The organism is Dysgonomonas sp. UBA7710 (genome assembly GCF_002482385.1).
In the GTDB taxonomy this organism is placed as follows: Bacteria; Bacteroidota; Bacteroidia; order Bacteroidales; family Dysgonomonadaceae; genus Dysgonomonas.
In genome coordinates, this window is record NZ_DLFW01000002.1 from 122,037 (window position 1) to 147,258 (window position 25,222).

The window sequence follows — 25,222 nt, forward strand, 5'->3', positions numbered from 1 at the left end:
TTCCTATTGTTTTATATTTTCAATTGCCTTTAGACATATGTTTCGAGAAGCAATACGTTTCCTTCCGGACTGATTGAAACGCTTTTGGTATCGGCCGGAATGAGGATTGTTTCACCTTGCTTTACAGACAGGTCGTTCCCTTTATCGTCCCTGATGCTGCAAGCTCCTCCCATACAGATATAGGCGACAAACGAGTCGATATCACTGTAATCTCTGGTAATATCTTTAGTTACCTCCAGTAGATTCGTCGTAAAGTATCGGCACGATTCCAACCTTACAGGTTGGTTTTCCGCTCTTGTATATGAGTTTTTATAATTATCGTAAAGTTTAAAATCTATCGCGTCCTTCGCCAGTTCGGTATGAAGTTCGCGCCCGTTGCCGTTCGCGTCTTTACGGTTGTAGTCGTAGATACGGTATGTGATATTCGATGTTTGCTGTATTTCTGCAATAAATGTTCCGGCACCGATAGCATGTACGCGTCCTGCGGGGAGGAAGAATACATCTCCGGCTTTTACATCGTGTTTTGCTAATGAGTCTACAAATGTATTGTCTTCGATGCTCTTAACGTATGATTCCGGAGTCATTTGTTTTTCGAAACCTGAATACAGGAATGCCGATGGCGTAGCGTTTATAACATACCACATTTCCGTTTTGCCGAACGAATCGTGTCTTTTCTTTGCCAGTTCATCGTCGGGATGCACTTGTATGGAAAGATTGTCGCGGGCATCAATAAATTTGATAAGCAAAGGGAATGTATTGCCGAAAGTCTCGAAATTCTTTTTCCCTACCAACTGAGCTTTGTAAGTGTCTATTATTTCGCTCAGGTTTTTATTCTCCAGTTCACCGTTAGCAACGACAGAAACATTGCCTTTTACACTGGATATTTCCCAACTTTCGCCGATGCCGTCTTGTTCGGGCGTTATTCCTTTAAACTTACATATTTCATCTCCACCCCAGATAATGGATTTAAGGATGGGTTTAAACTTTAATGGATATAAATTCATCTTATTACACGTTATATTAAAATTCTTATACAAAAGTAATCAAACTTTGTCTATTTCGAAGCGTTTCGTTTCTTCTATTGAACAGCGAACGGCCCTGAATGTTTATAAAAGATTAAAATCGCTCTGTGCCGAACAAAAACGGACCGGTAATTTTCATTATCCAGTCCGTTTATTATTTATCCGTTAATTTATTTTCTTTAACACAAATGCGGTCCGTGCCGGGATATATAATTTCAGCCAGCCTTTACCATCTTTATGATATAGTTCGTCGGAAACAGTGAAATGCTCGATGGAGTCATCAGTCAGGCCATTGCCTCCGAAAGCGGGCGAATCTGTATCCAATACTACCTTATATTTTCCTTCAGGAGCAAGAAATCCGTAATCGACAAACGATTGGCCCGGGTTAAAGTTGAATACAAATATATAATCTTCGCGCATAAAGGCCAATATCTGATCTTCGTCCTTGTCCCACAACCTGATAACAGGCGTTTTCTGGAATCCTTTAATACCACTAATCAGGGCGAGCATTGCTTTGTCGAAGTCGCCCAGGTAATGATATTTGAGGTCGTGATTATCAGCCAGCCACCATTGCCTGCGTGCATATTTATAAGACCATCCGTTGCCTTCACGGGGGAAGTCTATCCACTCGGGGTGTCCGAATTCATTTCCCATGAAATTGAGATAGCCGCCGTTGATAGTCGATGCTGTAACGAGACGGATTATCTTGTGCAGCGCAATACCTCTGTCTGTCTGATACGAGCTGCCGTAATGCTTCGACATATACCAGTACATGTCTGCATCTATTAGTCTGAAAATTATCGTTTTGTCTCCTACCAGGGCCTGGTCATGGCTTTCGGCGTATGAGATTGTCTTTTCGTCTTCCCGCCTGTTGGTCAATTCCCAGAAGATGCCTGTCGGATGCCAGTCTTCGTCTTTCCTTTCTTTGATTATTTTAATCCAGTAGTCGGGTATGTTCATCGCCATACGGTAGTCGAATCCGTAACCGCCGTCTTTGATTTTGGCTGCTAGTCCGGGCATTCCGCTAACTTCTTCGGCTATAGTAATCGCTTTGGGATTTACTTCATGTATCAGTTTGTTGGCTAATGTGAGATAGCAGATTGCATCCCCGTCCTCATTGCCATTGAAGTAATCCTGATAACCGGTGAAATTATCTCCTAGTCCGTGGCTGTAATATAGCATCGAGGTTACTCCGTCGAACCGGAATCCGTCGAACTTGTATTCCTCCAGCCAGTATTTACAGTTCGAAAGCAGGAAGTGCATGACTTCATCCTTACTGTAATTGAAATTCAGCGAATCCCAGGCCGGATGCTCCCGCCTGTCCCCTTCGTGGAAGTATTGGGAGTATGATCCGTCGAAACGCCCGAGACCTTCCACTTCATTCTTTACGGCATGGGAATGTACGATGTCCATAATGACTGCAATACCCATTCCGTGCGCATCATCTATCAGATGTTTCAACTCGTCGGGAGTGCCGAAGCGGGAGGATGCTGCGAAGAAACTGGAGACATGGTATCCGAACGAACCGTAGTATGGATGCTCCTGAATAGCCATTATCTGGATGGTATTATAACCGTCTTCCTTTATGCGGGGCAGGATATTCAGCCTGAACTCTTCGTATGTGCCGACCTTTTCCGATTCAGCGGCCATACCTATATGGCATTCGTAAATCAGCAGCGGGTCGGTTTTTGGCTTAAATGTTTTTTTCTTGAACTCATATGGTACTTCTGGAAACCAGACCTGTGCACTGAATATCTTGGTATAGTCGTCCTGTACAACCCGTGTAGCCCAAGCCGGGATTCTTTCGGCTTCGCCACCATCCCAACACATGATAAGTTTGAACAGGTCGCCATGCTTTATTTTACTCAAAGGCAGTTTCAGTTCCCATTCACCGCCATCTTTACGGTTGAGTTTATAATCATCCTGTTTCTGCCAGTTGTTGAAATCACCTACCATATATATGGCCGTAGCATTCGGGGCCCATTCCCTGAATATCCACATACGGGCAGTTTTATGCAAACCGAAATAAAGATGTCCCGATGCAAAATCGGAAAGGGTTATTTTCCCATTATTGGTTATAGCCGCTTCTCTTTTCAACACATAGTCGTATCGTCCTTCTATTGCTTCCGCATAAGGCTCTAACCACGGATCGTTTTTTATCAGTTTAAGCATGGTCTTTTAATTATGAGTTATGAGTTATAAGTTACAAATTATTCGTAATATATAACTCATAATTTGTTTATAATCTTATTTTTACGACAACTTTTCTTATTTTCCCTTCACCGATACAAGGAGCATGCCCGTCTTCGGGAAAGAAAACAGTGAAATCGCCCGGTACTGCCGTAACGAGAGTCGTACCTTTATCGAAGAAGAATTGAATATCTTTTTCTTCATTAAACGCGTCTCGTTCATCTTTGAGTTCCGCACGGGCTTTCCATCCGTATGTTTCGGGTTTGCTTACCGGGAGTTGTATGTCTATATATTTGTTATGTACTTCCATTTTGGCATCTTCTTCGGTTTTCATATCGCTATCGCTGACCATTAAGAAAAGATCTTTGCCTTCAATTTCTGTTTTGCCTGTTTCCGTATTGGTGAAATCAACCGATTTCAGGTATTCAAACGCTTTTTTAAACAAAGGGTGGAGTTTGTAGTACGCCTCTGCATTTTTTAAACTGTCTAGTATCATATTATTTTTTTATTGTTATTCCTGATCCTGTAATCCTATTTCATCGATTATCTTTTCCATATCTTCATTACCGTCCCCTTTTGGATTGGGACCATAATAGTTCTCTCCATAGTCACTGGCTCCAAAAAGCATCCATAACGCATAAAAAGGTATTATTTGGTACCATCCACTATTCTCTCTGTCATGGCATCTTTTGGTTCCCTGAGCGATAAGAAACCAATAGGCAGGAAGCATTGGAAACAAAAGAATCCAAAACACATCTTCTGATATGCCAGATGTATCTAAAAAGGCGATAACGGTGGAAATAGTGAAATAATAAGCAAGATAAATAAGGTAGCTAAGGCCATATTCGAGTCTGCGTATACGGCCTTTGATAGAAAAAGGGTTTTGAAACATACGTTGATTATCCATAATTTCCCAAGTGTTATGAAAGTTTTTATACTACTTATACTCTTTTGGCTCTATGATTACAGAGAAAAGATATTTGCCTGTTTGATCCCTGTATTCGTATTGCATAGTGACATTGTTTTCCCTGAAAAACTTCATGTCGGGATTTGTTTTCACCGAACTTATTATCTGGGGCTGTAACTGCGATTTAAAAAGGGTAGTATCGGTAATGGTTACTTCGCTCAGTGTATGGTAATACCTTATCGTCTGATTCGGGAAAGCGGCACAACTGTCCAGTCTTGTCCACTGATCCAGCACTTTCGGACATTTGGTATTTGCCTCCTCTGACAACTTTTTCAACTGACTGTCAACGCTTTCTGTGCATCCGGGGGATATAATGATACCGGCAAGTAGTATGATATAGAGTAAACCTTGTTTCATAAACAGTTTATTCATGGTTTTGAAAAAATATTCTTACAAGTTTAAGGATTTTAATCGGATTATCTGTTAATATTCCCGATTTTTATCTCTCATATTTATCTCTATGTTTTAGCGTACAGTAATTTTTACCTATTTTTGCTAAAAATCAATTCATTCACATAAATACTACTGTATGAAGAAGTTTCTATTTATTATTAGTTTTTTAATTATGGTTTACTCTTGTAATACTACAAGTACCAAGGATACGGATAATCCTTTCTTTTCAGAGTTTAATACTCCTAATGGTGTGCCTCCTTTCGACAAGATAAAAGCAGAGCATTACCTGCCTGCGTTCGAAGAGGGAATGAAAAGGCACAATGCCGAAATAGATTCCATCGTAAACAACTCGGATGCCCCGACTTTCGAAAATACGATTGTGGCGCTCGATGAATCCGGCAGGATGTTGGATAGGGTAGGAGCAGTGTTGTCGGTAATGACAGGGACAATGTCCGATTCTACTTACCAAAGTATTGAGAAGGAAATTACTCCTAAGCGGACAGAGCATTATGATAACATCAATTTTAACGAAAAGCTTTTTGCCCGTATCAAGACTGTATATGACGCGGCACCGGCTAATCTGACCACTGAACAGAGAATGTTGCTGGATAAAACCTATAAAGGTTTTGTTCGTTCAGGTATATTGCTTGACGGGTCTAAACAGGACCGTTTGCGTGAGATAAATAAAGAATTAAGCTCTACGGCTTTAAGTTTCAATCAGAACCTGTTGAAAGAAACAGATAATTATCAGCTGGTAATAGATAAAAAAGAAGACCTCGCCGGATTGCCGGAAGATATAATCGCGGCGGCAGCCAAAATGGCTAAAGATAAAGGGATGGAAGGCAAATGGATGTTCGGTCTGAGCAAGCCCAGCTGGGAGCCATTCCTTCAATATGCCGACAACCGCGAACTGCGTGAGAAATTGTACAAAGCCATGTATATGCGCGGCGACAATAATAACGAGTTCGATAATAAAGAGAATATAAAGAAAATAGTAAGTCTTCGTCTGGAAAAGGCTAATGTGCTTGGTTATAATACGCATGCCGATTACGTTCTCGAAGAAACAATGGCTAAGACTCCGGATAATGTGATGAACCTGCTGAACGGCATTTGGAAATATGCATTGCCGCAAGCAAAGAAAGAAGCGACAGAATTGCAGGCAATAGCTAAAAAAGAAGGAAAGGACATTAAGATCGAGTCTTGGGACTGGGCGTATTATGCGGAAAAACTGCGTAAAGAAAAATATGCTTTGGACGAAGATGCATTGAAACCATATTTCAAAGCCGATAATGTACGTGAAGGAGTATTTGCCGTTGCGAATAAATTGTATGGCATTACATTCAAGCAAAAAACGGATGTGCCGGTTTATCAGCAAGATGTAAAAGCATATGAGGTAAATGACGCTGATGGTTCTTTTATCGGTATGATATACTTTGATGACTTTGCGCGTCAGGGTAAACGTCCGGGTGCATGGATGAGCAGTTTCCGCAAGCAGGAAATATTCAAGGGAGAATTTGTTCACCCGTTGATATACAATGTAGGAAACTATAATCCACCGACAGATGGCAAACCGGCACTTCTTACTCTGGATCAGGTAGAAACTATGTTCCATGAATTTGGTCACGGATTGCACGGGCTTTTGTCTAAATGTACATATAACGGGCTTTCGGGAACTTCAGTGTACCGTGATTTTGTGGAGTTGCCTTCGCAGGTGATGGAACACTGGGCTTTTGAGCCGGAAGTGTTGAAAATGTATGCAAAACATTATGAAACGGGTAAGGTGATTCCTGACGAATTGATACAGAAAATCCAGAATGCAGGATACTTCAATCAGGGATTCAGAACTACAGAACTTGTAGCTGCGGCCATTCTGGATATGAAATGGTATACAATAACCGCTACTCCAAACTTTAACCCTAAGCAGACAGAGGGTGTTGAGAAGCTGGATGTAGACAAATTTGAAGCTGATGCAATGGCTGAAATAGGACTGATACCGGAAATTATACCTCGATACAGAAGTACATATTTCCAACATGTATTCAGTGGTGGTTATTCTGCAGGATATTACAGTTACCTATGGTCGGAAGTGCTGGATTCGGACGCGTTCCAGGCGTTTGTGGAAAAGGGTAATATCTTCGATCAGGCAACAGCTAAGTCGTTCCGTGAGAATGTATTGTCGAAAGGCGGAACAGATGAGCCTATGACTTTATACAAAAATTTCAGAGGGGCAGAACCAAATCCTATTTACTTGTTAAAAAACAGGGGTTTTGTAAAATAAGTTATAAATTATGGATTATAAGTTATGAGTTTTTGGGCGAAAACCCCTAATTCATAACTTATAACTCATAACTCATAACTGTTTTTGATTATCTTTGCAACTCGAAATTTTTTAATCTAAACATAAAATACAATTAATGGCAACAACAGCAGATATAAGAAATGGTATGTGCATCGACATCGATGGGCAATACTATGTTATTATTGAATTTCTTCACGTAAAACCGGGTAAAGGTGCAGCTTTTGTCCGTACAAAAATGCGTAGCGTTACTACCGGCCGTGTTCTGGAAAGGACATTCAATGCCGGGGTGAAACTCGACGAAGTGCGTATCGAAAGACGTCCTTATCAATATCTTTATCAGGACGATATGGGTTATAATTTCATGAATACCGAGACTTTCGAGCAGATTTCCATTGCCGGAGATATGATTGAAGGAGTGGCATTCCTGAAAGAAGGTGACAAGGTAGAGGTACAGGTACATGCAGAAACAGAAGCGATACTGACAGCCGAAATGCCGACTAATGTTATCCTTGAGGTTACATATACCGAGCCGGGAATGAAAGGTGATACAGCTACCAACACATTGAAACCCGCAACTGTGGAAACCGGTGCGGAGGTACGTGTGCCACTTTTCATCAACGAAGGGGATAAGATCAAAATCAGTACGAAAGATGGTTCGTATGTGGAACGGGTGAAAGCCTAAGTCTTTCGGTTAAGAATAAAATCGGGCCCTCTGTTTAAAAATAGAGGGCCCGAAATGTTTTAGTATAAATTTTTAAAGGAACTTTATCTATATGTATAGTTTCCAGCTTTTAGCTTTTAGCTGATAGCTCTTTGAAAGAATTAATTAGCAAATTGGTAAATCAGCAGATTAGTAAATGTTTTAAACTAAAAGTGAAGAGTGAAAAGTGAAAATATTTTTCGTTTTTCATTTTTCGTTAAAAACATTGGCACATCGGCACATTGATTTCTGTTACCTTTGTTACCTTTTGAAGAAAGGTACAAGTAGACAAGATACGAGATACGAGTTGTTGACTGATGACTGTTAACTGAAAAACCTGTTACTTTTGTTACTTTTTAACTATATGTAGTTAATGAAACCTAAAACCAACTTTACTTTCTAAACTATGGAAAACAAAACCAAACTGAATATCAAGGATTGGGCGGAGGAAGACCGGCCTCGGGAAAAGATGCTTCTGAAAGGAGTGGGCGCATTATCTGATGCCGAATTGCTGGGTATCCTTATTGGTTCGGGAAATAAGAACGAGACAGCAGTCGAACTGGCACAACGCATTCTCCACAGTGTGTCCAATAATCTGAATATATTGGGTAAGCAGGAAATAAAAGAACTTATCAGGAACTTCAACGGTATAGGGGAAGCCAAGGCGATAACCATAGCCGCTGCAATGGAACTGGGTAAACGAAGGAAATTATCGGAGGTTGTTATACAGCCGCAGATAACATCAAGTGATACGGTCTTTGAGATATTCCATCCCATATTGGCCGACCTAAGGCATGAGGAAGTCTGGGTGTTATTATTGAATAGGGCTAATAAGGTGTTGAAGAAAATACAAGTCAGTAAAGGCGGCGTTACCGGGACAGTAGTTGATATCCGTATGATAATGAAGGAAGCGATAGATTCACTGGCTTCGGCTATGGTGCTTTGCCACAATCATCCTTCAGGCAACTCCAACCCGAGCGATGACGACGATAATATTACCCGCCGGCTGAAAGAAGCAGGGCAGATAATGGATATCAGGCTCCTCGATCATATTATAGTTTGCGATCATTCCTACTATAGTTATATGGATAGGGGAAGGATGTGAGGTATTGAGTATTCAAAAAACTCATGACTTATAACTCATAACTTGCAACTTAATATTACCTTTGTAGTGCAAAATGAGTAAAAGAGAGTATTTGGCGATATGATTTAAAGCGATGATAGTCAGTCGTTATTATACTCGAATAGTTAATAAAGAGGTCTGTGACCTTAGAATGGTTATAAACTAATGATTCTGTAAAATTGTTTATAACAAATATAAGTAAAAGAATGTATTGAATGCAATGTTATGTTAGTCATGCTAACTATTGCAGTTTCGAATAGGGAAGTAATAAATAGGTCTGAGACCTTAAATTAGAGATATGAGCGAATTATTAAACTTGGAAGTAAAAATAGTAAACATGTTGAAAACTGTTTACGATCCCGAAATACCTGTCAATATATACGATCTTGGCCTTATTTATGAGGTGGAGGTAGACGACGATAAGAATGTAACTATTACAATGACGCTGACTGCGCCTAATTGTCCTGCTGCCGACTTTATATTGGAAGATGTGAGGTACAAGGTAGAATCTATCAAGGAAGTGAACAATGTGATAGTTAATCTGACATTCGAGCCTCAATGGAATAAGGATATGCTGAGTGAGGAAGCGAAGCTGGAATTAGGGTTTCTATAAACAGGATAAGGTGGGAAAAAAGGTCTATTTCTTATCAGATGTGCATTTAGGCTCAGCTTTTCACAAGAAGAATGTGGATAAGCATCAGCAAATGACCCTGCCTTCGGTCAAAGTCGACAGCCATTATTTTCCACAGCACGAAGTGGAGAGAAAGCTTTGCCGGTGGCTCGATATGGTCAAAGAAGATGCTCAAACAATCTATCTGCTTGGTGATATATTCGATTACTGGTTCGAATACCGCAATGTAGTACCCCGCGGTTTTGTCCGGTTTCTGGGGAAGATTGCAGAACTGACAGATATGGGCATTGAGGTGCATTTCTTTATCGGTAATCATGATATTTGGGTAACCGATTACTTGCAAAAAGAGTGTGGAATGATAGTCCATACCCAACCTCTGGTGCGGGATATTCACGGTAAGAAATTCTTTCTGGCACATGGAGACGGACTAGGGGATAACTCTACATCATTCAAACTCTTACGTGCCCTTTTCCATAATAAGTTTTGCCGTAAACTCTATGCAGCCATCCATCCGCGGTGGACGGTGGGTTTTGCTCAATGGTGGTCTAATCATAATCGAGAGAATGATGAGATGCCTGATTATTTCGGAGAGGATAAGGAGCATCTTGTTCTTTTTGCAAAGAACCATCTGAAACTTGCCCCCAATGTCAATTATTTTATCTTCGGGCACCGGCATATTATGCTCGACCTGATGCTCTCGATGCAAAGCCGGGTTGTAATATTGGGTGATTGGATTAAATACTTCTCTTATGGCGTTTTCGATGGAGAGAATTTCTCACTGGAGATATTTGAAGAGTCGGAAGAAAACTAATCGGTTATCAAAAAACTCATAACTTATACTCATAACTTATAACTTAATACTACCTTTGTATCCGAGTTAATTTAGGAGGTTATCGTTATGAAAATGGTAAAAGGTATCTTTATCATTCTTCTGTTCTATTTCCTTGGACAAGGTGTTAGTTATCTGATAGATGGGCTTGTTCCCGGAAATATTATCGGAATGATTTTATTATTCCTCAGTCTCTACTTCAAAGCCCTTAAACCCGACTATGTAAAAGATGTTGCCAATGCCTTTACCCGCAATATGGCTATCTTCTTTATACCGGCCGGTGCAGGATTATTAGGCTCTTACGGGCTAATCAGTAAATTCTGGATGTCGATTCTTATTGTATGTTCTGTAAGTACTGTACTGGTTATTGCCGTAGTTGCGGTTATTCAACAACAAATGGAGAAGAAGAGAAAATGAGAGCATTATTTGAATCCACAGAATTCATGCTCCTGCTTGTTTTCGGGAGTTATCTTTTTGGACAATGGGTGTTCAAGAAGACAAGGATAGGATTGTTACATCCATTAATTATATCCATTGCCATTATCATCGCCTTTCTGAAGATATCGGGCATCAGTTATCAGACCTTTGAGAAGGGAAGCGAATTTGTAAGCTTCATGCTGGGACCTTCGGTTGTAGCATTGGGATATGTATTGTATGAGCAACTTGCTTACCTGAGAGGGAATGTCGTATCTATACTTACATCTGTCTTCATTGGCAGTGTTGTTGGTATTATGAGCGTTATTATACTGGCTAAACTAACAGGTGCAGATCAGGTATTGATACATAGTCTTGAACCAAAGTCGGTAACTACGCCTATTGCTATGAGTATAGCCGAACAATCCGGTGGTAATGTCTCGCTTACTGCCGTTATTGTATTGTTTTGTGGTATTTTCGGCAGTATCGTTGGACCCCCGATATTACGTGTGCTGGGAATAAAAAGCAGTGTTGCCAAGGGCCTTGCAATGGGTGCGTCTGCTCATGGCGTTGGTACAGCCAAAGCTATGGAAATGGGAGTGATAGAAGGTGCGCTTAGCGGTCTGGCTATCGGATTGATGGGGGTTATGACAGCCTTGCTGATTCCTATTGTGCATCGATTATTCTCTTAGAAAGAACTATTGAATGCTTATCGCCAATATATCACTTTAGGCATAGATACATTGATTCTGATTGAATATTCTTTGTATAGATATATCTTTAGAATATAAACTGGTTTTTACAGAATAGACATTAAGGACTGTAAACTCTCTCTTTTTGCTTACCTTTGCACAAAATTATTCTTATGGCATCTATTTTACAGGTAGACGGACTCACAAAAAGCTTTGGAGACTTAGTTCTGTTTCGCGAAATATCCTTCGGTATTGCCGAGGGTGAACGCATCGGTCTTATAGCAAAAAATGGTTCGGGCAAAACTACTTTGCTTAATATACTTACGGGTAAGGAATCGTACGATAACGGTGCGGTTGTTTTTCGGCGTGATTTGCGAGTCGCATATCTCGAGCAAGACCCTGTATATCCCGAAAATCTGACCGTTTTACAGGCTTGTTTTAGTTCCGGAAATGAGATAACGGACCTGATTGCGGAATACGAGAAAGTGATAAATTCAAAGGACCATTCTAATCTCGATAATATCCTGCAAAAGATGGATGTGTTGCAGGCATGGGACTATGAGCATAGGGCAAAGCAGATTCTGGCACAACTCAAGATTACGGATTTCGAACAGAAAATTTCAGAATTATCAGGAGGACAACTTAAGCGGGTAGCCCTTGCCAATGTGCTGATTACCGAACCTGACCTTATTATACTGGATGAGCCTACCAACCACCTCGATCTGGATATGGTGGAATGGCTGGAGGAATATCTTCAACGTTCGCGCCTTAGCTTGTTGATGGTTACGCATGACCGTTATTTCCTCGACCGGGTTTGCAACGAGATTATAGAGATAGATCAGCAGCAGCTCTACCAATATAAAGGAAATTATTCCTATTATCTTGAAAAAAGGGATGAACGGATCAGTGCTCAGAATGCGGAGATAGACCGGGCCAATAATCTTATGCGTAAGGAACTGGAATGGATGCGCCGCCAGCCGCAGGCACGGGGAACAAAGGCAAAATCACGAATCGATGCTTTCTACGACCTGGAGAAAAAAGCGCAACAGGTGCGTGATGCCGGAAATGTACAGTTGCAAATGAAAGGCTCCTATATTGGTAACAAGATATTTGAGGCACAGCATGTATATAAGGCTTTTGGTGATATTAAGATTGTAGAGGATTTTAATTATGTATTTGCCCGTTACGAAAAACTGGGAATTGTCGGTAATAACGGGACCGGGAAATCCACTTTCATAAAAATGCTGATGGGTGAAGTTGCTCCCGATAAAGGAAACTTCGATATCGGCGAGACGGTGAAATTCGGTTATTACAGTCAGGACGGACTAAAGTTTGATGAACAAATGAAAGTGCTGGATGTGATACAAAATATAGCTGAGGTTATCGATTTAGGTAATGGTAATCGTCTGACAGCATCGCAATTCCTGCAACATTTTCTGTTCCCGCCCGAAAAGCAGCATAATTTTGTCTATAAGCTATCGGGAGGAGAGAAACGCCGCCTGTATTTGTGTACGGTACTTATAACCAATCCTAATTTTCTGGTATTGGACGAACCTACCAATGATCTGGATATCGTTACGCTCAATATATTGGAAGAATACCTGCAACAGTTTAAAGGTTGCGTGATAGTGGTTTCTCACGATCGTTATTTCATGGACAAAGTGGTAGACCATCTGCTTGCTTTTCAGGGGAACGCGAAGATAAAAGACTTCCCGGGTAATTATACCGAATACAGGGAGTGGAAAGAGATACAGGAAGCCATTGAGAAGGAAAAAGAGCAGGCAGCAAAACCAAAAGAAGATAAACCTCAGATCGCATCACCAAAAAATGATGATAAGAAGAAGCTGTCATTCAAGGAGAAGCGAGAATTTGAAGAACTTGATTTACTGATTCCGAAACTGGAAGAGGAGAAAGAGAAACTTGAAAACGAATTGTCGAGCGGAACTCTTTCCACTGACGAATTGCTATCCAAATCGAGCCGTATCAGTGAATTAATCGATGAGATAGATGAAAAAACAATGCGTTGGATGGAACTTAGTGACCTCCTGTAACGTTAATGTGTTATGGAGATTCAAATTGCGAAACCGAAACTATGGTCGTTAAGCTATCTGAATGTTTGTATTGCAAACTTTCTGATGGCCTGTTCATTCAATTTGCTGATGCCTTCTATCCCTCTTTATATAACAGAGCAGATGGGGGTTGCCCAGTCTAAAACGGGGATTGTACTGGCATCGTATGCTATCGCCCTTATGTTTGTACGCCCATTCTCCGGTTATATAGTCGATTTGTATTCCCGGAAGAAAGTTCTTCTGATAGCCTTTTCCTGCTATGTCCTTATCTTTTTCGGTTACTTCTGGGCTACAACAGTCATGCTGTTTATCCTTGTGCGTTTCCTGCACGGCATTACATGGGGGCTTTCCACCGTATCGTCCAGTACGCTGGCGATAGACGTAGTACCAACCGAACGGCGAGCCGAAGGTATAGGTTATTACGGCACTTTTATGAATGTGGCAATGGCCATAGGGCCATTCGTAGCCATACATATATACAATAATTGGGGCTTTCAGATATTACTTTGGTGCGCCATTGTAATGGGAACTCTCGGCATTGTAGCCACTGCGATGATTAAAGCTCCGGAAAGACCCAAAGTAGAACAAGCCCAAAAACTTTCGCTGGACCGTTTTTTCCTACTGAAAGGCTGGCCTATATTCCTCAATCAGTTGCTGCCGTGTTTTGCCTGGGGTACAATAGGCCCTTTTGTAGCGCAATACGGGAAACAGATCGGGATATTTAATGCCGGTATCTTTTTTCTGTTCTGGGCGGGTGGTATCATCACATCTCGGGTATTCGCGGGTAAGCTGGTAGACAGAGGCAAAATACATGAGGTGAATGTATCGGCAATGGCCATTGTGGCTATTGCATTCTTCGCTTTTGCCACTATACACAATATTTATGCATTCTGTATATCGGGGCTGTTTATCGGTGTCGGTTTCGGGATGATGTTTCCGGCTTTACAGACGCTGTATATCAACCTTGCCGAAAACAGTCAGCGGGGAACAGCCAATTCCACGTACCTTATCGGTTTCGATCTCGGGCTGGCAATAGGCATGTTATTAGGCGGATATATTACAGGCTTCTTTTCATTCGAGACTTTGTATCTCGTTGCTTCCGGGCTTTGCTTATTCAGTGTCCTTATATACTGGACATGCTCGAGGGTTGTGTTCGAAAGAAACCGGTTAAGATAAATATCTTCCTTTTATATTTTTTTAGCTATCATATCCATCACCCTTGACGTCCTTGCGCCTGATATCCCCGTAGACGGACAAGTTCCTGCACCCCGCAATTCATCGACAATGGTTTGAATAAGCGGCTGCTGGATATGTTCGGGATGTTCGGTTTCGAATAGTTCGGTTCCTTTTGTCGTAGTCAGGCAAATGGGACGGAAGTCGAATGTATTGAAGCGGATATATCCCTCAGTTCCGTTGATTATGATTGTATCCTGCCGCGCCTGTTCGGATGAAACGAAACACCACTGCCCTGTACCTGTTACTCCTGATTTGAACTGCATGATCGCAGATATAGTGTCCGAAACGGAATAATAACCTCCGAGAGTCTGTGTATATCCTTTAGCTTCTTCTATCTCACCGAGCAGGAAATCGAGTATATCGAGCGTATGCGGAGCCAGGTCGAAGAAATAGCCGTCTCCTGCAATCTCCCTGTTCACACGCCATGTTTGATTCCGGATATCCATATCGGATTCACTGGCCGGGCGGAAATACTTTACCTCGGCAGTCAGAATTTTTCCGATTCTGTTATTGTCTATCAATTCTTTTACTTTCAGGAAATAGGGTAGGGCACGACGGTAAAAAGCTACGAATAGTTTCTGGTTCGCATTTTTAGCAGCATCCACTATTTCCATACATTCGGCATAGCTCATAGCCATCGGTTTTTCCACATATACAGGTTTTCCCGCCTTCAGGGCTTTGATGGCGTATTCCTTATGTGATGCGGGCGGGGTGGCTACATATATCATATTTACATCGGCGTCATTTATTAATTGCTCTGCATCTGTATAATATTTACTCACGCCATGACGGGCGGCAAAATCTTTTACTTTGTTTTCATCCCGGCGCATTACGGCAGCGAGTTCAGAATGTTCTGTTTTGTAAAAGGCAGGGCCGCTTTTCTTTTCACAGACGTCACCCGCACCAATTATACCCCATTTTATTTTATCCATAATTATTTGGTTTTAGTATCCTATGCAGCAGAGGCTCTAACTCTGCTTTTCGTTTTTCATTGAACGTATAGAGTACTAATTTAAGAAATATTCCGGATATATTCTTCTTTATCTGAAAGTGACCAAGGCAAACATGCGAAAATTGGCATCTGCTATATTTGTGTTTTTTAACTGTATATAGTTAAAAAGTAACAAAGGTAACACTATTTACAGTTAACAGTCAACAGTTAGCAGTAAACAACTCGTATCTCGTGTCCTGTCTACTCGTATCTCAAAAAAAGGTAACAAAAGTAACACCTATTTCAGTCAACAGTTAACAGTCATCAGTCAACAACTCGTATCTCGTATCTTGTCTACTTGTACCTTTCTTCAAAAGGTAACAAAGGTAACAGTCTTTATCATTTTCTACTTTTGGCACTTCACTTTTGGCTCCGCCGATTTTCAATTCGTTTTTCACTTTTCACTTACTACATTTTTTCAAAGAACGATCAGCCAACAGCTAAAAGTTATCAGCTATATACATAGATAAACTTCTTCAAAAAGATTAAATTTGGTGCGTTTGTCCCGAAAAGTAAATCAATAAACAAATTAGCAGTTTTAACAATGCCCTGATGTGACAATGTGCTAATGGCTCAAGCCGCAAAGCTTGCAGCTTTTGTTTTTTATACTACTTTTGCATAGATATAACGTGTAACAGATGAATATACAATCAAATACATTTGAACGTACTCTTACCTCACTAAAAGGTATATATATTAAGGCAGAGCATGTGATTGACAGGATAAGCGATAGCAAGCTGAAAAAGTCATTCCTGTGGACTCTGACAGTTCTTTTCTGCCTTTCTGCTTTACTCTTTCTGAATATACTTACCCCGCTTATATCCGATGATTTTGCCTATCTGTTTATCTATGGAGAAAACATACGTGTCGCGTCTGTAGGAGATATTGTCCAGTCCCAGATTAATCACTATTATCAGTGGGGAGGACGCAGCGTAGCGCATTTTATAGCACAGGCACTGTTATTATTGCCTGCTTATTTTGCCGATGTATTGAACACATTGGTGTATCTGGGCTATGCTCTTCTTATCTATTTTCATGTTACAGGACGAGGTAAGGGAAGTTTATCCCTGTTCATATTCATCAACTTAGCCATCTGGTTTATGCAACCTGTATTTGGTGATACAGTGCTATGGCTTACGGGTTCGGCTAATTATCTATGGTGTACGTTCATTATTCTTTTATTTCTGCTTCCATACCGTTTTTATAAAGGGGGCGAATTAAACGTTGCAGGGAAGATACTGGCATCGACAGGGCTTTTTCTTTTCGGTATTATCGCCGGATGGACCAATGAGAATACAGCAGGCGCGATGATCCTTATTATAGTTTTTTTCTTTATCTATTACAGGTCGCGTAAATGGAAAATACCCGTATGGGCTGTTTGGGGATTGCTGGGTGGCATTATAGGTTACGTGGTTTTGATTCTGGCTCCCGGTAATTTCGAGAGGGCAGGAGAGTCTGCTTTTGGCTTCTCTGTCATTGCCTACAGGCTATTCAACAGTACACTTACATTTTTCTTTTATTCAGGTACATTAATCTTGAGTTGTCTGCTGATATATATATTATACTATCGTTTTCCCGGAGGAGAGAGAAACGATAAATTGAAACTGAGTATTATCTATTCCATAGCTGCTATAGCTGCGGTATATGCTATGTTATTTTCGCCTACTTTTCCCCGCAGGGCGTTGTTCGGTGTTGTCACTTTTCTTATTGTCGGGGCGGGGATTTTATATTGTAATCTCGATTTCAGTCAGAAATTCCTGCGTCAGTTACGTTTGTCGGTCATAACAATAGGATTCGTCAGCTTTATTTTCACGTTCTATCTGGCGGCTAAAGATATTAATGCCTTCAGGAATATAACGGAAGAAAGGGAAATTAAAATAGAAGAGGCCAAACGGAAAGGCGTTACTTCTTGTGAATTTGAAAGATATGAAGGAAGTACATATATTCACGGCGAAGATCCATTTTCGGAAGAATTAATGACACGCCACTATGGAATAAAAATCTTCCTGAAAGGGCGTGATTAGAAAAAATCTATACCTATCAGGGTTCCGGTAATGATACCGGCAACACCTAATCCGATGAGTAACAGTCCTATTATTCGGTTAAATATCTGTAATCCTCTCGGATTGAAGCGGCTGCGGAGTTTATTTACGAAGTAAGTGACCAGCAGCCACCACAGAAATGCTCCTATTCCAATAAACAGAATCGTTATGAGGTCATAACCGAAAGGTTTATCGGCATCAATAACATTAAACCGGGCAAAGAGTGCTATATAAAGGAATAAGGTGGCAATGTTGGAAACGGTAAGGATAAGAGAAGAAATGAACACTGTCCAGGTAGAAACCGATTTCTCTTTTAGTTTCGTGAGACTTTTCGATGGGTTTTTGTTAAATACGATATATCCGAAAACAATGAGGATAATACTGCCTACGACTTTGAGAGGGCCTTCGTGCTGTTGGATAAATTCCGTACTGAAACCCAATCCCAAAGCGGCAATGATGGCTAACAATGCTATCAGCATATCGCCGACTACAGCACCTAAACCCGTTATTAAACCGTTTTTCCTGCCTTCATTCAGGGTGCGCTGTATACAAAGCATACCCACAGGCCCCATAGGAGCTGAAGATAAGAATCCGATAAACAAACCTTTTATAATGATATATACCATTAACTACCTTTTATGTCAGTCGTTTCGCCCTTGTAAAGTAATGTACGAAAGCTATATTTCCCGCCGATCTGACTACGCTATGGCACAAAGATAGTATCAAAATCTTAGAAAATATCACATAAATGACTAAAAGCAGGCAAGCCGTTAAGCATTTTTAATCTAACGGCTTGTCTATGTTAATTATATGGAGCTAATTTTCAGTCCGATAAAGAATGTGCGGGGCAGTGACGGCCCGTAGATATATTCCGAGTCCCTGTTTGGTCCTCTGTCATAATCTTTCTGTATCTGGTTAAACATGTTCTGTATCCCTCCGTTGATCTCGATTTTATTTGTTGAGTTGATATTGAAGAAGTAAGATAATTTGATTGTTGTATCAAAGAAACTCTTTGTCTTTACCGTTTCATCCCTTGTTACACCCTCTGCTCCGGCAAAGTGGGGTGTGAGCATAGAGCCTGTATATACTCCTGACAGGGATATGGCATAACTCTTCTTCGGAGTCGCTGTTGCAGAAAGGAATCCGTATGTATCCGGCGAACGCAGCATTCTTTTTACGGGTGCTACATAGTCTTCTCCCGACCAGCTTACAGGTTCTGTATACCGGCTTTTCTGCCAAGTGAAGCCACCTTGCAACTCGAGCCAGTTTATTGGTTGTATGGTGCTTTCCAGATTCAATCCGTATACATATGCCCCATCACCGTTCCGCCGCGTCATTATTGTATTTCCGGCAGCATCTGTTCCTGTTTCTTCGACAATGAATACCCTGTTTATTTTGGTATAAAATCCTTCCAGAAGAAAATAGGAATATATCTTTTCGTTGTAAAGGCTGAAATCAATACCTCCGTTTACGGAGTTCGAATATTCCCTTTTCAGGTTTTCTCCCAGTTGGGTAATGGTTGCACTACCTCCTATAACGGGTATATCCAGATCCGAGGCAATGATCTCAGGGGCACGGTACCCCATCGAATACGCTGCTCTCAGATTGGTATTTTCTCCAATACGGTAACGGATGCTGCTTCTGGGAATGATATTGATATTGTCCAGCTTATTGTGTTTATCTCCCCGCAGACCGACAATGAAAGTCAGGTTGTCGTCTCTCCATTCATTCTGAACGTAGAGGCTGCTTATGTTTTTTATTTGCTTCACATTGCGGCTATGTATCGTGTCGTGGAGGTTTGTATATTCCTGAGTGAATCCGGCTGTGAACTTAGCCGGCATAAAGAGGAATTTATCCATATTTATTTCATAACGGACTGTGCCGGTCAATGCCAGTTCCGAAGTATTTCCATATCCATCAGGGTCGTATCCTCCCCCATAGTAGCTATCCCGTCCGGTCTTTTGGGCTGACAGGTTGATAGTAAGCTTCTTTTTGTTGTCTTCGCTTGAATGAGTATATCCGGCGCTACCCGAATGTATCCTGTAATCAGTTGTTTCGGCAATCAGTGCTTCATGGGGGGGACGGCTCATATTGTCCCCGCCACGGCGATATTCGGAAATATAATGATACTCCAGTGTAAACTTATCATGTAAGTTCGGTTTGGAGAAAGAACGGAAACCGATAGATGAAGCCCTGTTCTTTCCTATCTCCGAAAAACCGTCTCCATTAGCGTCCCAGGGGTTGCGGTTACGCATATTTGCAAACAGGGATATACCCGACTTCTTAGAGCGGTCTACAAAAGATGAATTGAGGGAGAGGATATTATCCACCGATTTTCCATCTATGAGTGACATATTATATTTTGCCTGATATGAATTTTTTTCGGGTTCTTTTGTTATAATATTTATAACTCCGCCGATTGCATTAGCTCCATATAGCACAGAGCCTCCCCCACGCACAACTTCGACCTGTTCTATCATGTTGGCCGGTAATTGTTCCAGTCCATACATTGTAGATAATGAACTGAATACAGGTTGTCCGTCAATTAACATCTGAGAATATTGTCCCTCTAGTCCGTTAATCCGTACTTCCTGTGTTCCGCAATTCTGGCAGTTTGTTTCTACTCTCAGTCCCGGCATATAGTTCAACCCTTGCGAAAGAGAATTGGAATTGGTCGCTTCAAATGTCTTGGTTGTCAGCTGGTTTACAACTATGGGCGACATTTGCCTGTTGAGACTTCGGGCAGAAGCTGTAATCATTATTTCGCCGAGCAATTGATTTTCGGGTTCTATATAAAGGGAAATGTTTTTGACAGAGTTTTTCTCTATTGTGACTCCTTGTTTCAGCGGTGAATATCCAATATACTGTGTCGCTACGATGTACGTTCCTGCCGGAATATCTTCTATGGAGAAATGTCCCGATTCATCTGTTACCGTAGTTATTTGGGTGCCTTCTATTGAGATTGTTACACCCGGTAAATGTTCATCTGTCTGTCCGTCCAGTACATGGCCTTTGAGAGATGATCTGTTTGTCTGTTGAGCTATAATCCCAACAACATAAAATATATAGAATGATAAGAGTATAATCTTTTTCATATTGAATTATTTAGAGTCGATAATCCGGCTGCATGAATAAAAAATGCCGCTACAGATTATCGATATAAGTGAAAGATAGTGTTGATAATACATTTTTTAAGCTAGCTACTTATTGCATTTGAAATAAATAGGTCTGTAGCCTTAGGTTATAAATTCGGGGTAAACAGTTATTGTTTACACCTCTATTTTAATCTTTTCCGAAATTTTATCGAGAATAGATCGACCGTATGTTTATACAAGATTGGGATTGAATACAGAAGTGTATCAATCCTAAATTATGTTTCTTGAATCGAAGAAATATTGTTATTAAGAATTACGATAATCTAGGTGGTGCCCTGAGACTGAAGTAAGCTACAACAGGAGGTGTAACTATTTGTGGAGAGAGTTGTTTATATGTAACAATTTGTACAGGCTGAATTATTTCGCCTATATTATTATTCTCTAATGCTTCGAATGAGGCAAGGTTTGATAACTGATTGAAAGTAAAGAAGCCCGCCGATGTATGATGATGGGTTTCGAAAGGTGGTGTCTGGCTGTCGTCTGCATCTTTTGCAAACTTATTATAGGGGTGGGAATGCACATATATAACCCCGTTGTAGACGTGTGTATGAATAAAATAAGAAACACAGCTAAAGTATCCTATATATAATAAGAGCAGTGCTTTAGCTGTATTTCTTATCTGTTTTGCAGACACGGTTATATTATGTTATCTGTTTCGTACTATTAGTATTTACTGTATATAATAGACATTTTCATATCCTTCGGCTCTGTTCTTAATATGGCCGATGTCGGAAACATCTGATTGTACAGATCCGTTATCACATTGACAGTATATCCGCTCGAGTTTGTCGTTTGCGTATATGTAGCTGATACCGGAATAATAAGATATTTCAAGTCGGGAAGAGGCGATACCCCCTTCTCCTTGTAATATTTTGCATAGTGATTGATGACACTCGCCAGATTCCCAAAGTCATATGAATTGTTGGTCGAGGAACGGGTGGTTACAAAGCTGGTTTGCGCATCGTGTAATTTTCTGTTAAAGAAGAAATTCGGTAATGAGTCTTTGTTTATAAACAGAACATCCGAAGGTCTGCTCAGACCCGATTCTGCTTCCTTTTCTGTATTTCCCAGTATTTTAAAGTTAGCAGCATTGATAACAGCATCTTTACCTGCACCTGCGACAGCTGCGTTCACGATAGCATCCAATGGAATCGTTACTTCCGTATACAGTCCGGCAGGAGTACTCATATATGTTTTGGTAGGCCATTCGTTATTGATAGGCTTTTCCAATTTGTTGTCTAGGATATTCATATCAGCCGGAGGTGAGTTTTTCACATGATTCATCTGTATAACTTCAGGTGTAACCGGAAGCCTGAATATACCGGCTACGGCAGAGTCGGCTGTATTTGCCGCGTTTTTAATCTGATATGTATAATGGATGTCAAATTCTGTATAGTCTACATTGATAATACTTCCAGAACCGAAATTAGTAGTTACATATACGCCTTTGAAGAATTCTTTCAGGGCGTTGGAGTTTTTGAAAGTAGTGCTATCCGTTTTCCATTTTTCATAAAAACGCTTACCTAATTCCAAATTGAGATTAGTCGAAATAGTTCTGATTCTGGTACTGCTGATGACAGTGTCGGGTACATCCTGTATAGAGAAAATGCTTTGTCCCAGTAATTTTTGCATGTCGCAGTAATTCTCAGGATCTATGCTTGTGAAGAAGAATGCTTTCAGCGATTTTGTTACTTCGTATACTGATAATCCCATAGGCGATACAGTGTCTCCTGTAAAATATGTGAACTCTGTGTTCAACCTGACTGAATCAATGGTTATGCCCATTTTATTCGGATCCGCAAATGCTGAATTTTCTGCACAGTAGAACTCACATAAGTAATCGGATTTTATCTTTCCGAATACAGGATCGGTATATTCTCCAAGTAAGCCGTACACAGTGCGCGCATATACTGAATCGTTAAACGAACGGGTTACGGCAGTGAGGTTAAGGGTGTCGGATCCTACGAATATATCGTCACCGCCTGGTTGTATACTGCTACCGAGAGAGGTCAGGTCGTCATCACAAGCCACAAATGTTATCGTGGAAAGAGTGATCGCCAGAATCAATAATGTTTTAATTTTCATTCAAACTATTGTTAAATTCAATTTGGGGTTCAAATATCCAAAAAAATGCTGTTCTCAAGAAATAAAACAGCATTTTTCTATATTTATTTTAGATACTTTAAAGATTCTCGTAAAAATTATTGATGGCATCTACAGAAACGTCTAAATTGCCCGGATAAGGCAGGAATTTTTTTTCTGATTTATTTATGTTATCGAGTACGTTATTGTTCACATTTTCTTCACTTTGTATAACACCATCTGCATATTTTACGGCAAAGTTAGAAAGTGTTTCGTAATCTACAACACCTTTTAATGCTTCCACGTCTTTATCTTTTATTCCGTCAAATTTTAGCTTGTCAATGAATTTATTGCTGAATGGTTGTTTAAAGTCATCATTGTATAAAGAATATACAATTTTCGAGTTCTTGAAGCAAGGATCGTCTGCGTAGGCTGTTTTTATGTATAGCCCTGTCAGTGCTGTCATCCATCCGTGACAATCTATTACATCAGGTATCCAACGCAGTTTTTTTATTGTTTCCAGCACGCCTCTTACATAGAAAATGCTGCGTTCATCATTATCGCTGAATTCTACATCCTTATCGTCGGCTATTGTATGCTTACGCTTAAAATAGTCGTCGTTATCTATGAAATAGATTTGCATCCGGGCAGCCTGTATAGACGCCACCTTGATGATTAGGGGATGATCGGTATCATCGATGATAAGATTCATGCCCGAAAGCCGTATTACTTCATGAAGCTGATTCCGTCTTTCATTTATATTTCCGAATTTAGGCATAAATGTCCTGATTTCCTGTCCTTTTTCTTGTATAGCTTGAGGTAAGTATCTACAATTTGTCGCAATTGGTGAATCAGGAAGATAAGGCGTTATCTCCTGTGTGATGTATAAAACTTTTTTTGTACCCATTTAATTTACTCTCTTCTGAATTCGATTGAGAGTACAAAGATAATAAAAAAAAATCTTCTTTTTTGCAAACTTTGCTTCACAAAATATTGAATTCTCTCTTTTTACGGGGGATGAGTTGTGTTTTGATCTGTTTTATACGTTAAATTACAGAACAAAAATACAGGATTGTTTCGCCAATCCATAAATATTTACTTGCTTTGTATCCGTTTTTATTGATGTAAATAAATGGATTTGATTAAAACAACTCAGGGTGTGCGTAACAAAGTTACAGCCTTGCGTTCGGAAGGTAAAACGATTGGTTTGGTTCCCACTATGGGGGCTTTGCACGAGGGGCATCTCTCCCTTGTGAAAAAATGTATTGCCGACAACGATGTTTGCATTGTGAGCATCTTTGTAAACCCTACCCAGTTTAATAATAAGGAAGATCTTAAAAAATATCCGAGAAATCTGGAACGGGACTGTGAATATCTGAAATCGGTGGGGGTTGGTGTAATTTTTGCTCCCTCTGTAGATGAGGTTTATCCGGAGCCGGATACCCGTCAATTCGATTTCGGACAACTTGATAAAGTGATGGAGGGCGAGCATCGTCCGGGCCATTTTAACGGAGTTGCCCAGGTGGTAAGCCGCCTGTTCGATATAGTGAAGCCGGACAGGGCATATTTCGGGGAAAAAGATTTTCAGCAACTGGCTATCATACGTGAGATGGTGAAACAGCTGAAGTTGGATATAAATATCGTCCCGATGCCTATTGTTAGGGAAGTCAGCGGACTTGCTCTAAGCAGCCGTAACGAACGATTGACTGCTACTCAGAAAGAGGTTGCAGTGAATATATCCAAGGTTCTGGCGGAAAGTAAGGAGTGGATGAAAACTAGTTCTGTAGAGGAGGTGATAAAGGCGGTAACAACTACACTGGACTCTTTTACCGAACTGAAAGTTGAATATTACGAAATTGTGGATGGCTATACTTTACAGTCGGTAGCAGATTGGAAGGATAGTGATTATATAGTGGGTTGCATTGCTATATTTTGTGGCGAAGTGCGATTGATAGATAATATTATATATAAGGCGGATAGCCAAAATTAAGGGAACGAAAAATGATTATAGAGGTTGTAAAATCGAAGTTACATCGTGTTACTGTAACCGAAGCCAACTTGAATTATATAGGAAGTATCACGATAGATGAAGATCTGATGGATGCTGTAAACCTGATTGAAGGTGAGAAAGTTCAGATTGTAAATAATAATAACGGTGAGCGTCTTGAGACTTATATTATAAAGGGAAAGCGAGGCTCGGGGGCTATCTGTCTGAATGGCGCAGCTGCCCGAAAGGTTCAGCCCGGAGATATTGTTATCATCATGTCATATGCATACATGGATTTTGAGGAAGCTAAGACTTTCAAGCCATGGGTTGCATTTCCCGATACAAAAACAAACAAACTAATTAAATAAAACTGACATTTTAAAGATGCTAATAGCTATGT

The 25,222-nt window shown here is 40.5% G+C and carries 23 protein-coding genes; 12 read left to right on the plus strand and 11 right to left on the minus strand.

Going from position 1 to position 25,222, the window contains the following annotated elements; genetic code table 11:
* Nucleotides 1-29 precede the first annotated feature (29 nt).
* From B3317_RS00820 to B3317_RS00840, 5 genes are all read right to left on the minus strand, one after another.
* Nucleotides 30-1,004, minus strand: a complete 975-nt coding sequence (locus B3317_RS00820; RefSeq protein ID WP_291107463.1) for a type I phosphomannose isomerase catalytic subunit — start codon at nucleotides 1,002-1,004, stop codon at nucleotides 30-32.
* 183 nt (nucleotides 1,005-1,187) lie between these two features.
* Nucleotides 1,188-3,194: an alpha amylase C-terminal domain-containing protein gene (locus tag B3317_RS00825; RefSeq protein WP_291107466.1), complete on the minus strand. Its 2,007-nt coding sequence runs from the start codon at nucleotides 3,192-3,194 to the stop codon at nucleotides 1,188-1,190.
* A gap of 67 nt (nucleotides 3,195-3,261) precedes the next feature.
* Entirely contained in the window at nucleotides 3,262-3,708 is a 447-nt protein-coding gene (locus B3317_RS00830; RefSeq protein ID WP_291107469.1) for a YhcH/YjgK/YiaL family protein, read from the minus strand.
* 15 nt (nucleotides 3,709-3,723) lie between these two features.
* On the minus strand, nucleotides 3,724-4,119 hold the full coding sequence (locus tag B3317_RS00835) for a DUF805 domain-containing protein (RefSeq protein WP_291107472.1): 396 nt from the start codon (nucleotides 4,117-4,119) through the stop codon (nucleotides 3,724-3,726).
* A gap of 30 nt (nucleotides 4,120-4,149) precedes the next feature.
* Nucleotides 4,150-4,551: a hypothetical protein gene (locus B3317_RS00840; RefSeq protein ID WP_291107475.1), complete on the minus strand. Its 402-nt coding sequence runs from the start codon at nucleotides 4,549-4,551 to the stop codon at nucleotides 4,150-4,152.
* 157 nt (nucleotides 4,552-4,708) lie between these two features.
* On the opposite strand from B3317_RS00840, the gene B3317_RS00845 reads away from it, so the two are divergent.
* From B3317_RS00845 to B3317_RS00885, 9 genes are all read left to right on the plus strand, one after another.
* A complete protein-coding gene (locus tag B3317_RS00845; RefSeq protein WP_291107478.1) occupies nucleotides 4,709-6,850 on the plus strand; it encodes a M3 family metallopeptidase in 2,142 nt (713 codons plus the stop codon).
* Between the two features lie 136 nt (nucleotides 6,851-6,986).
* The gene (efp, locus tag B3317_RS00850) at nucleotides 6,987-7,553 is read left to right on the plus strand and encodes an elongation factor P (RefSeq protein ID WP_291107481.1); all 567 of its coding nucleotides are present in this window, start codon (nucleotides 6,987-6,989) and stop codon (nucleotides 7,551-7,553) included.
* A gap of 424 nt (nucleotides 7,554-7,977) precedes the next feature.
* Nucleotides 7,978-8,676 (plus strand): RadC family protein, encoded by a 699-nt coding sequence (gene radC / locus B3317_RS00855; protein ID WP_291107484.1) that lies wholly within the window; start codon nucleotides 7,978-7,980, stop codon nucleotides 8,674-8,676.
* A gap of 316 nt (nucleotides 8,677-8,992) precedes the next feature.
* Nucleotides 8,993-9,307 carry a metal-sulfur cluster assembly factor gene (locus B3317_RS00860; RefSeq protein ID WP_291107487.1) on the plus strand — a complete coding sequence of 105 codons (315 nt, stop codon included), beginning with the start codon at nucleotides 8,993-8,995 and terminating at the stop codon, nucleotides 9,305-9,307.
* Between the two features lie 10 nt (nucleotides 9,308-9,317).
* Nucleotides 9,318-10,136 (plus strand): UDP-2,3-diacylglucosamine diphosphatase, encoded by an 819-nt coding sequence (locus tag B3317_RS00865; RefSeq protein WP_291107489.1) that lies wholly within the window; start codon nucleotides 9,318-9,320, stop codon nucleotides 10,134-10,136.
* 87 nt (nucleotides 10,137-10,223) lie between these two features.
* Nucleotides 10,224-10,571, plus strand: a complete 348-nt coding sequence (locus B3317_RS00870; protein WP_291107491.1) for a CidA/LrgA family protein — start codon at nucleotides 10,224-10,226, stop codon at nucleotides 10,569-10,571.
* A complete protein-coding gene (locus B3317_RS00875) occupies nucleotides 10,568-11,260 on the plus strand; it encodes an LrgB family protein (protein ID WP_291107494.1) in 693 nt (230 codons plus the stop codon). Before B3317_RS00870 ends, B3317_RS00875 begins: the two co-directional genes overlap by 4 nt.
* A 173-nt stretch (nucleotides 11,261-11,433) precedes the next feature.
* Complete coding sequence (locus tag B3317_RS00880; protein ID WP_291107497.1) at nucleotides 11,434-13,311, plus strand: ABC-F family ATP-binding cassette domain-containing protein; 1,878 nt, start codon at nucleotides 11,434-11,436, stop codon at nucleotides 13,309-13,311.
* A 12-nt stretch (nucleotides 13,312-13,323) separates the two neighbouring features.
* Nucleotides 13,324-14,505: an MFS transporter gene (locus B3317_RS00885; protein ID WP_291107500.1), complete on the plus strand. Its 1,182-nt coding sequence runs from the start codon at nucleotides 13,324-13,326 to the stop codon at nucleotides 14,503-14,505.
* 11 nt (nucleotides 14,506-14,516) lie between these two features.
* On the opposite strand, the gene B3317_RS00890 is transcribed toward B3317_RS00885, so the two are convergent.
* Nucleotides 14,517-15,497: a Gfo/Idh/MocA family protein gene (locus B3317_RS00890; protein WP_291107503.1), complete on the minus strand. Its 981-nt coding sequence runs from the start codon at nucleotides 15,495-15,497 to the stop codon at nucleotides 14,517-14,519.
* Between the two features lie 697 nt (nucleotides 15,498-16,194).
* Between B3317_RS00890 and B3317_RS00895 the strand changes: the two genes are divergently transcribed.
* A complete protein-coding gene (locus B3317_RS00895) occupies nucleotides 16,195-17,580 on the plus strand; it encodes a DUF3329 domain-containing protein (RefSeq protein WP_291107506.1) in 1,386 nt (461 codons plus the stop codon).
* On the opposite strand, the gene B3317_RS00900 is transcribed toward B3317_RS00895, so the two are convergent.
* The 5 genes from B3317_RS00900 to B3317_RS00920 all read right to left on the minus strand — a co-directional run bounded on the left by B3317_RS00900 (nucleotide 17,577) and on the right by B3317_RS00920 (nucleotide 23,742).
* Nucleotides 17,577-18,224: a LysE family translocator gene (locus B3317_RS00900; RefSeq protein WP_291107509.1), complete on the minus strand. Its 648-nt coding sequence runs from the start codon at nucleotides 18,222-18,224 to the stop codon at nucleotides 17,577-17,579. The genes B3317_RS00895 and B3317_RS00900 overlap by 4 nt on opposite strands.
* Before the next feature lie 180 nt (nucleotides 18,225-18,404).
* A complete protein-coding gene (locus tag B3317_RS00905) occupies nucleotides 18,405-20,693 on the minus strand; it encodes a TonB-dependent receptor (RefSeq protein WP_291107512.1) in 2,289 nt (762 codons plus the stop codon).
* Nucleotides 20,694-21,006: 313 nt separating this feature from the next.
* The gene (locus B3317_RS00910) at nucleotides 21,007-21,387 is read right to left on the minus strand and encodes a hypothetical protein (RefSeq protein ID WP_291107514.1); all 381 of its coding nucleotides are present in this window, start codon (nucleotides 21,385-21,387) and stop codon (nucleotides 21,007-21,009) included.
* Nucleotides 21,388-21,416: 29 nt separating this feature from the next.
* Nucleotides 21,417-22,838, minus strand: coding sequence for a DUF4270 domain-containing protein (locus tag B3317_RS00915; protein ID WP_291107517.1), 1,422 nt, complete (start codon nucleotides 22,836-22,838; stop codon nucleotides 21,417-21,419).
* A 97-nt stretch (nucleotides 22,839-22,935) separates the two neighbouring features.
* A complete protein-coding gene (locus B3317_RS00920; RefSeq protein WP_291107520.1) occupies nucleotides 22,936-23,742 on the minus strand; it encodes a glycogen/starch synthase in 807 nt (268 codons plus the stop codon).
* Between the two features lie 225 nt (nucleotides 23,743-23,967).
* On the opposite strand from B3317_RS00920, the gene panC reads away from it, so the two are divergent.
* Both panC and panD read left to right on the plus strand, forming a co-directional pair.
* Nucleotides 23,968-24,825: a pantoate--beta-alanine ligase gene (panC, locus tag B3317_RS00925; protein ID WP_291107523.1), complete on the plus strand. Its 858-nt coding sequence runs from the start codon at nucleotides 23,968-23,970 to the stop codon at nucleotides 24,823-24,825.
* 11 nt (nucleotides 24,826-24,836) lie between these two features.
* The gene (gene panD / locus B3317_RS00930; RefSeq protein ID WP_291107527.1) at nucleotides 24,837-25,190 is read left to right on the plus strand and encodes an aspartate 1-decarboxylase; all 354 of its coding nucleotides are present in this window, start codon (nucleotides 24,837-24,839) and stop codon (nucleotides 25,188-25,190) included.
* The last annotated feature ends 32 nt before the right edge of the window (nucleotides 25,191-25,222 follow it).

Bases quoted from the DNA above. Each gene is read 5' to 3' on its own strand.
- B3317_RS00820 (WP_291107463.1), bottom strand. From the start codon at position 1,004: ATGAATTTATATCCATTAAAGTTTAAACCCATCCTTAAATCCATTATC.
- B3317_RS00825 (WP_291107466.1), bottom strand. From the start codon at position 3,194: ATGCTTAAACTGATAAAAAACGATCCGTGGTTAGAGCCTTATGCGGAA.
- B3317_RS00830 (WP_291107469.1), bottom strand. From the start codon at position 3,708: ATGATACTAGACAGTTTAAAAAATGCAGAGGCGTACTACAAACTCCAC.
- B3317_RS00835 (WP_291107472.1), bottom strand. From the start codon at position 4,119: ATGGATAATCAACGTATGTTTCAAAACCCTTTTTCTATCAAAGGCCGT.
- B3317_RS00840 (WP_291107475.1), bottom strand. From the start codon at position 4,551: ATGAATAAACTGTTTATGAAACAAGGTTTACTCTATATCATACTACTT.
- B3317_RS00845 (WP_291107478.1), top strand. From the start codon at position 4,709: ATGAAGAAGTTTCTATTTATTATTAGTTTTTTAATTATGGTTTACTCT.
- efp (WP_291107481.1), top strand. From the start codon at position 6,987: ATGGCAACAACAGCAGATATAAGAAATGGTATGTGCATCGACATCGAT.
- radC (WP_291107484.1), top strand. From the start codon at position 7,978: ATGGAAAACAAAACCAAACTGAATATCAAGGATTGGGCGGAGGAAGAC.
- B3317_RS00860 (WP_291107487.1), top strand. From the start codon at position 8,993: ATGAGCGAATTATTAAACTTGGAAGTAAAAATAGTAAACATGTTGAAA.
- B3317_RS00870 (WP_291107491.1), top strand. From the start codon at position 10,224: ATGAAAATGGTAAAAGGTATCTTTATCATTCTTCTGTTCTATTTCCTT.
- B3317_RS00875 (WP_291107494.1), top strand. From the start codon at position 10,568: ATGAGAGCATTATTTGAATCCACAGAATTCATGCTCCTGCTTGTTTTC.
- B3317_RS00880 (WP_291107497.1), top strand. From the start codon at position 11,434: ATGGCATCTATTTTACAGGTAGACGGACTCACAAAAAGCTTTGGAGAC.
- B3317_RS00885 (WP_291107500.1), top strand. From the start codon at position 13,324: ATGGAGATTCAAATTGCGAAACCGAAACTATGGTCGTTAAGCTATCTG.
- B3317_RS00890 (WP_291107503.1), bottom strand. From the start codon at position 15,497: ATGGATAAAATAAAATGGGGTATAATTGGTGCGGGTGACGTCTGTGAA.
- B3317_RS00895 (WP_291107506.1), top strand. From the start codon at position 16,195: ATGAATATACAATCAAATACATTTGAACGTACTCTTACCTCACTAAAA.
- B3317_RS00900 (WP_291107509.1), bottom strand. From the start codon at position 18,224: ATGGTATATATCATTATAAAAGGTTTGTTTATCGGATTCTTATCTTCA.
- B3317_RS00905 (WP_291107512.1), bottom strand. From the start codon at position 20,693: ATGAAAAAGATTATACTCTTATCATTCTATATATTTTATGTTGTTGGG.
- B3317_RS00915 (WP_291107517.1), bottom strand. From the start codon at position 22,838: ATGAAAATTAAAACATTATTGATTCTGGCGATCACTCTTTCCACGATA.
- B3317_RS00920 (WP_291107520.1), bottom strand. From the start codon at position 23,742: ATGGGTACAAAAAAAGTTTTATACATCACACAGGAGATAACGCCTTAT.
- panC (WP_291107523.1), top strand. From the start codon at position 23,968: ATGGATTTGATTAAAACAACTCAGGGTGTGCGTAACAAAGTTACAGCC.
- panD (WP_291107527.1), top strand. From the start codon at position 24,837: ATGATTATAGAGGTTGTAAAATCGAAGTTACATCGTGTTACTGTAACC.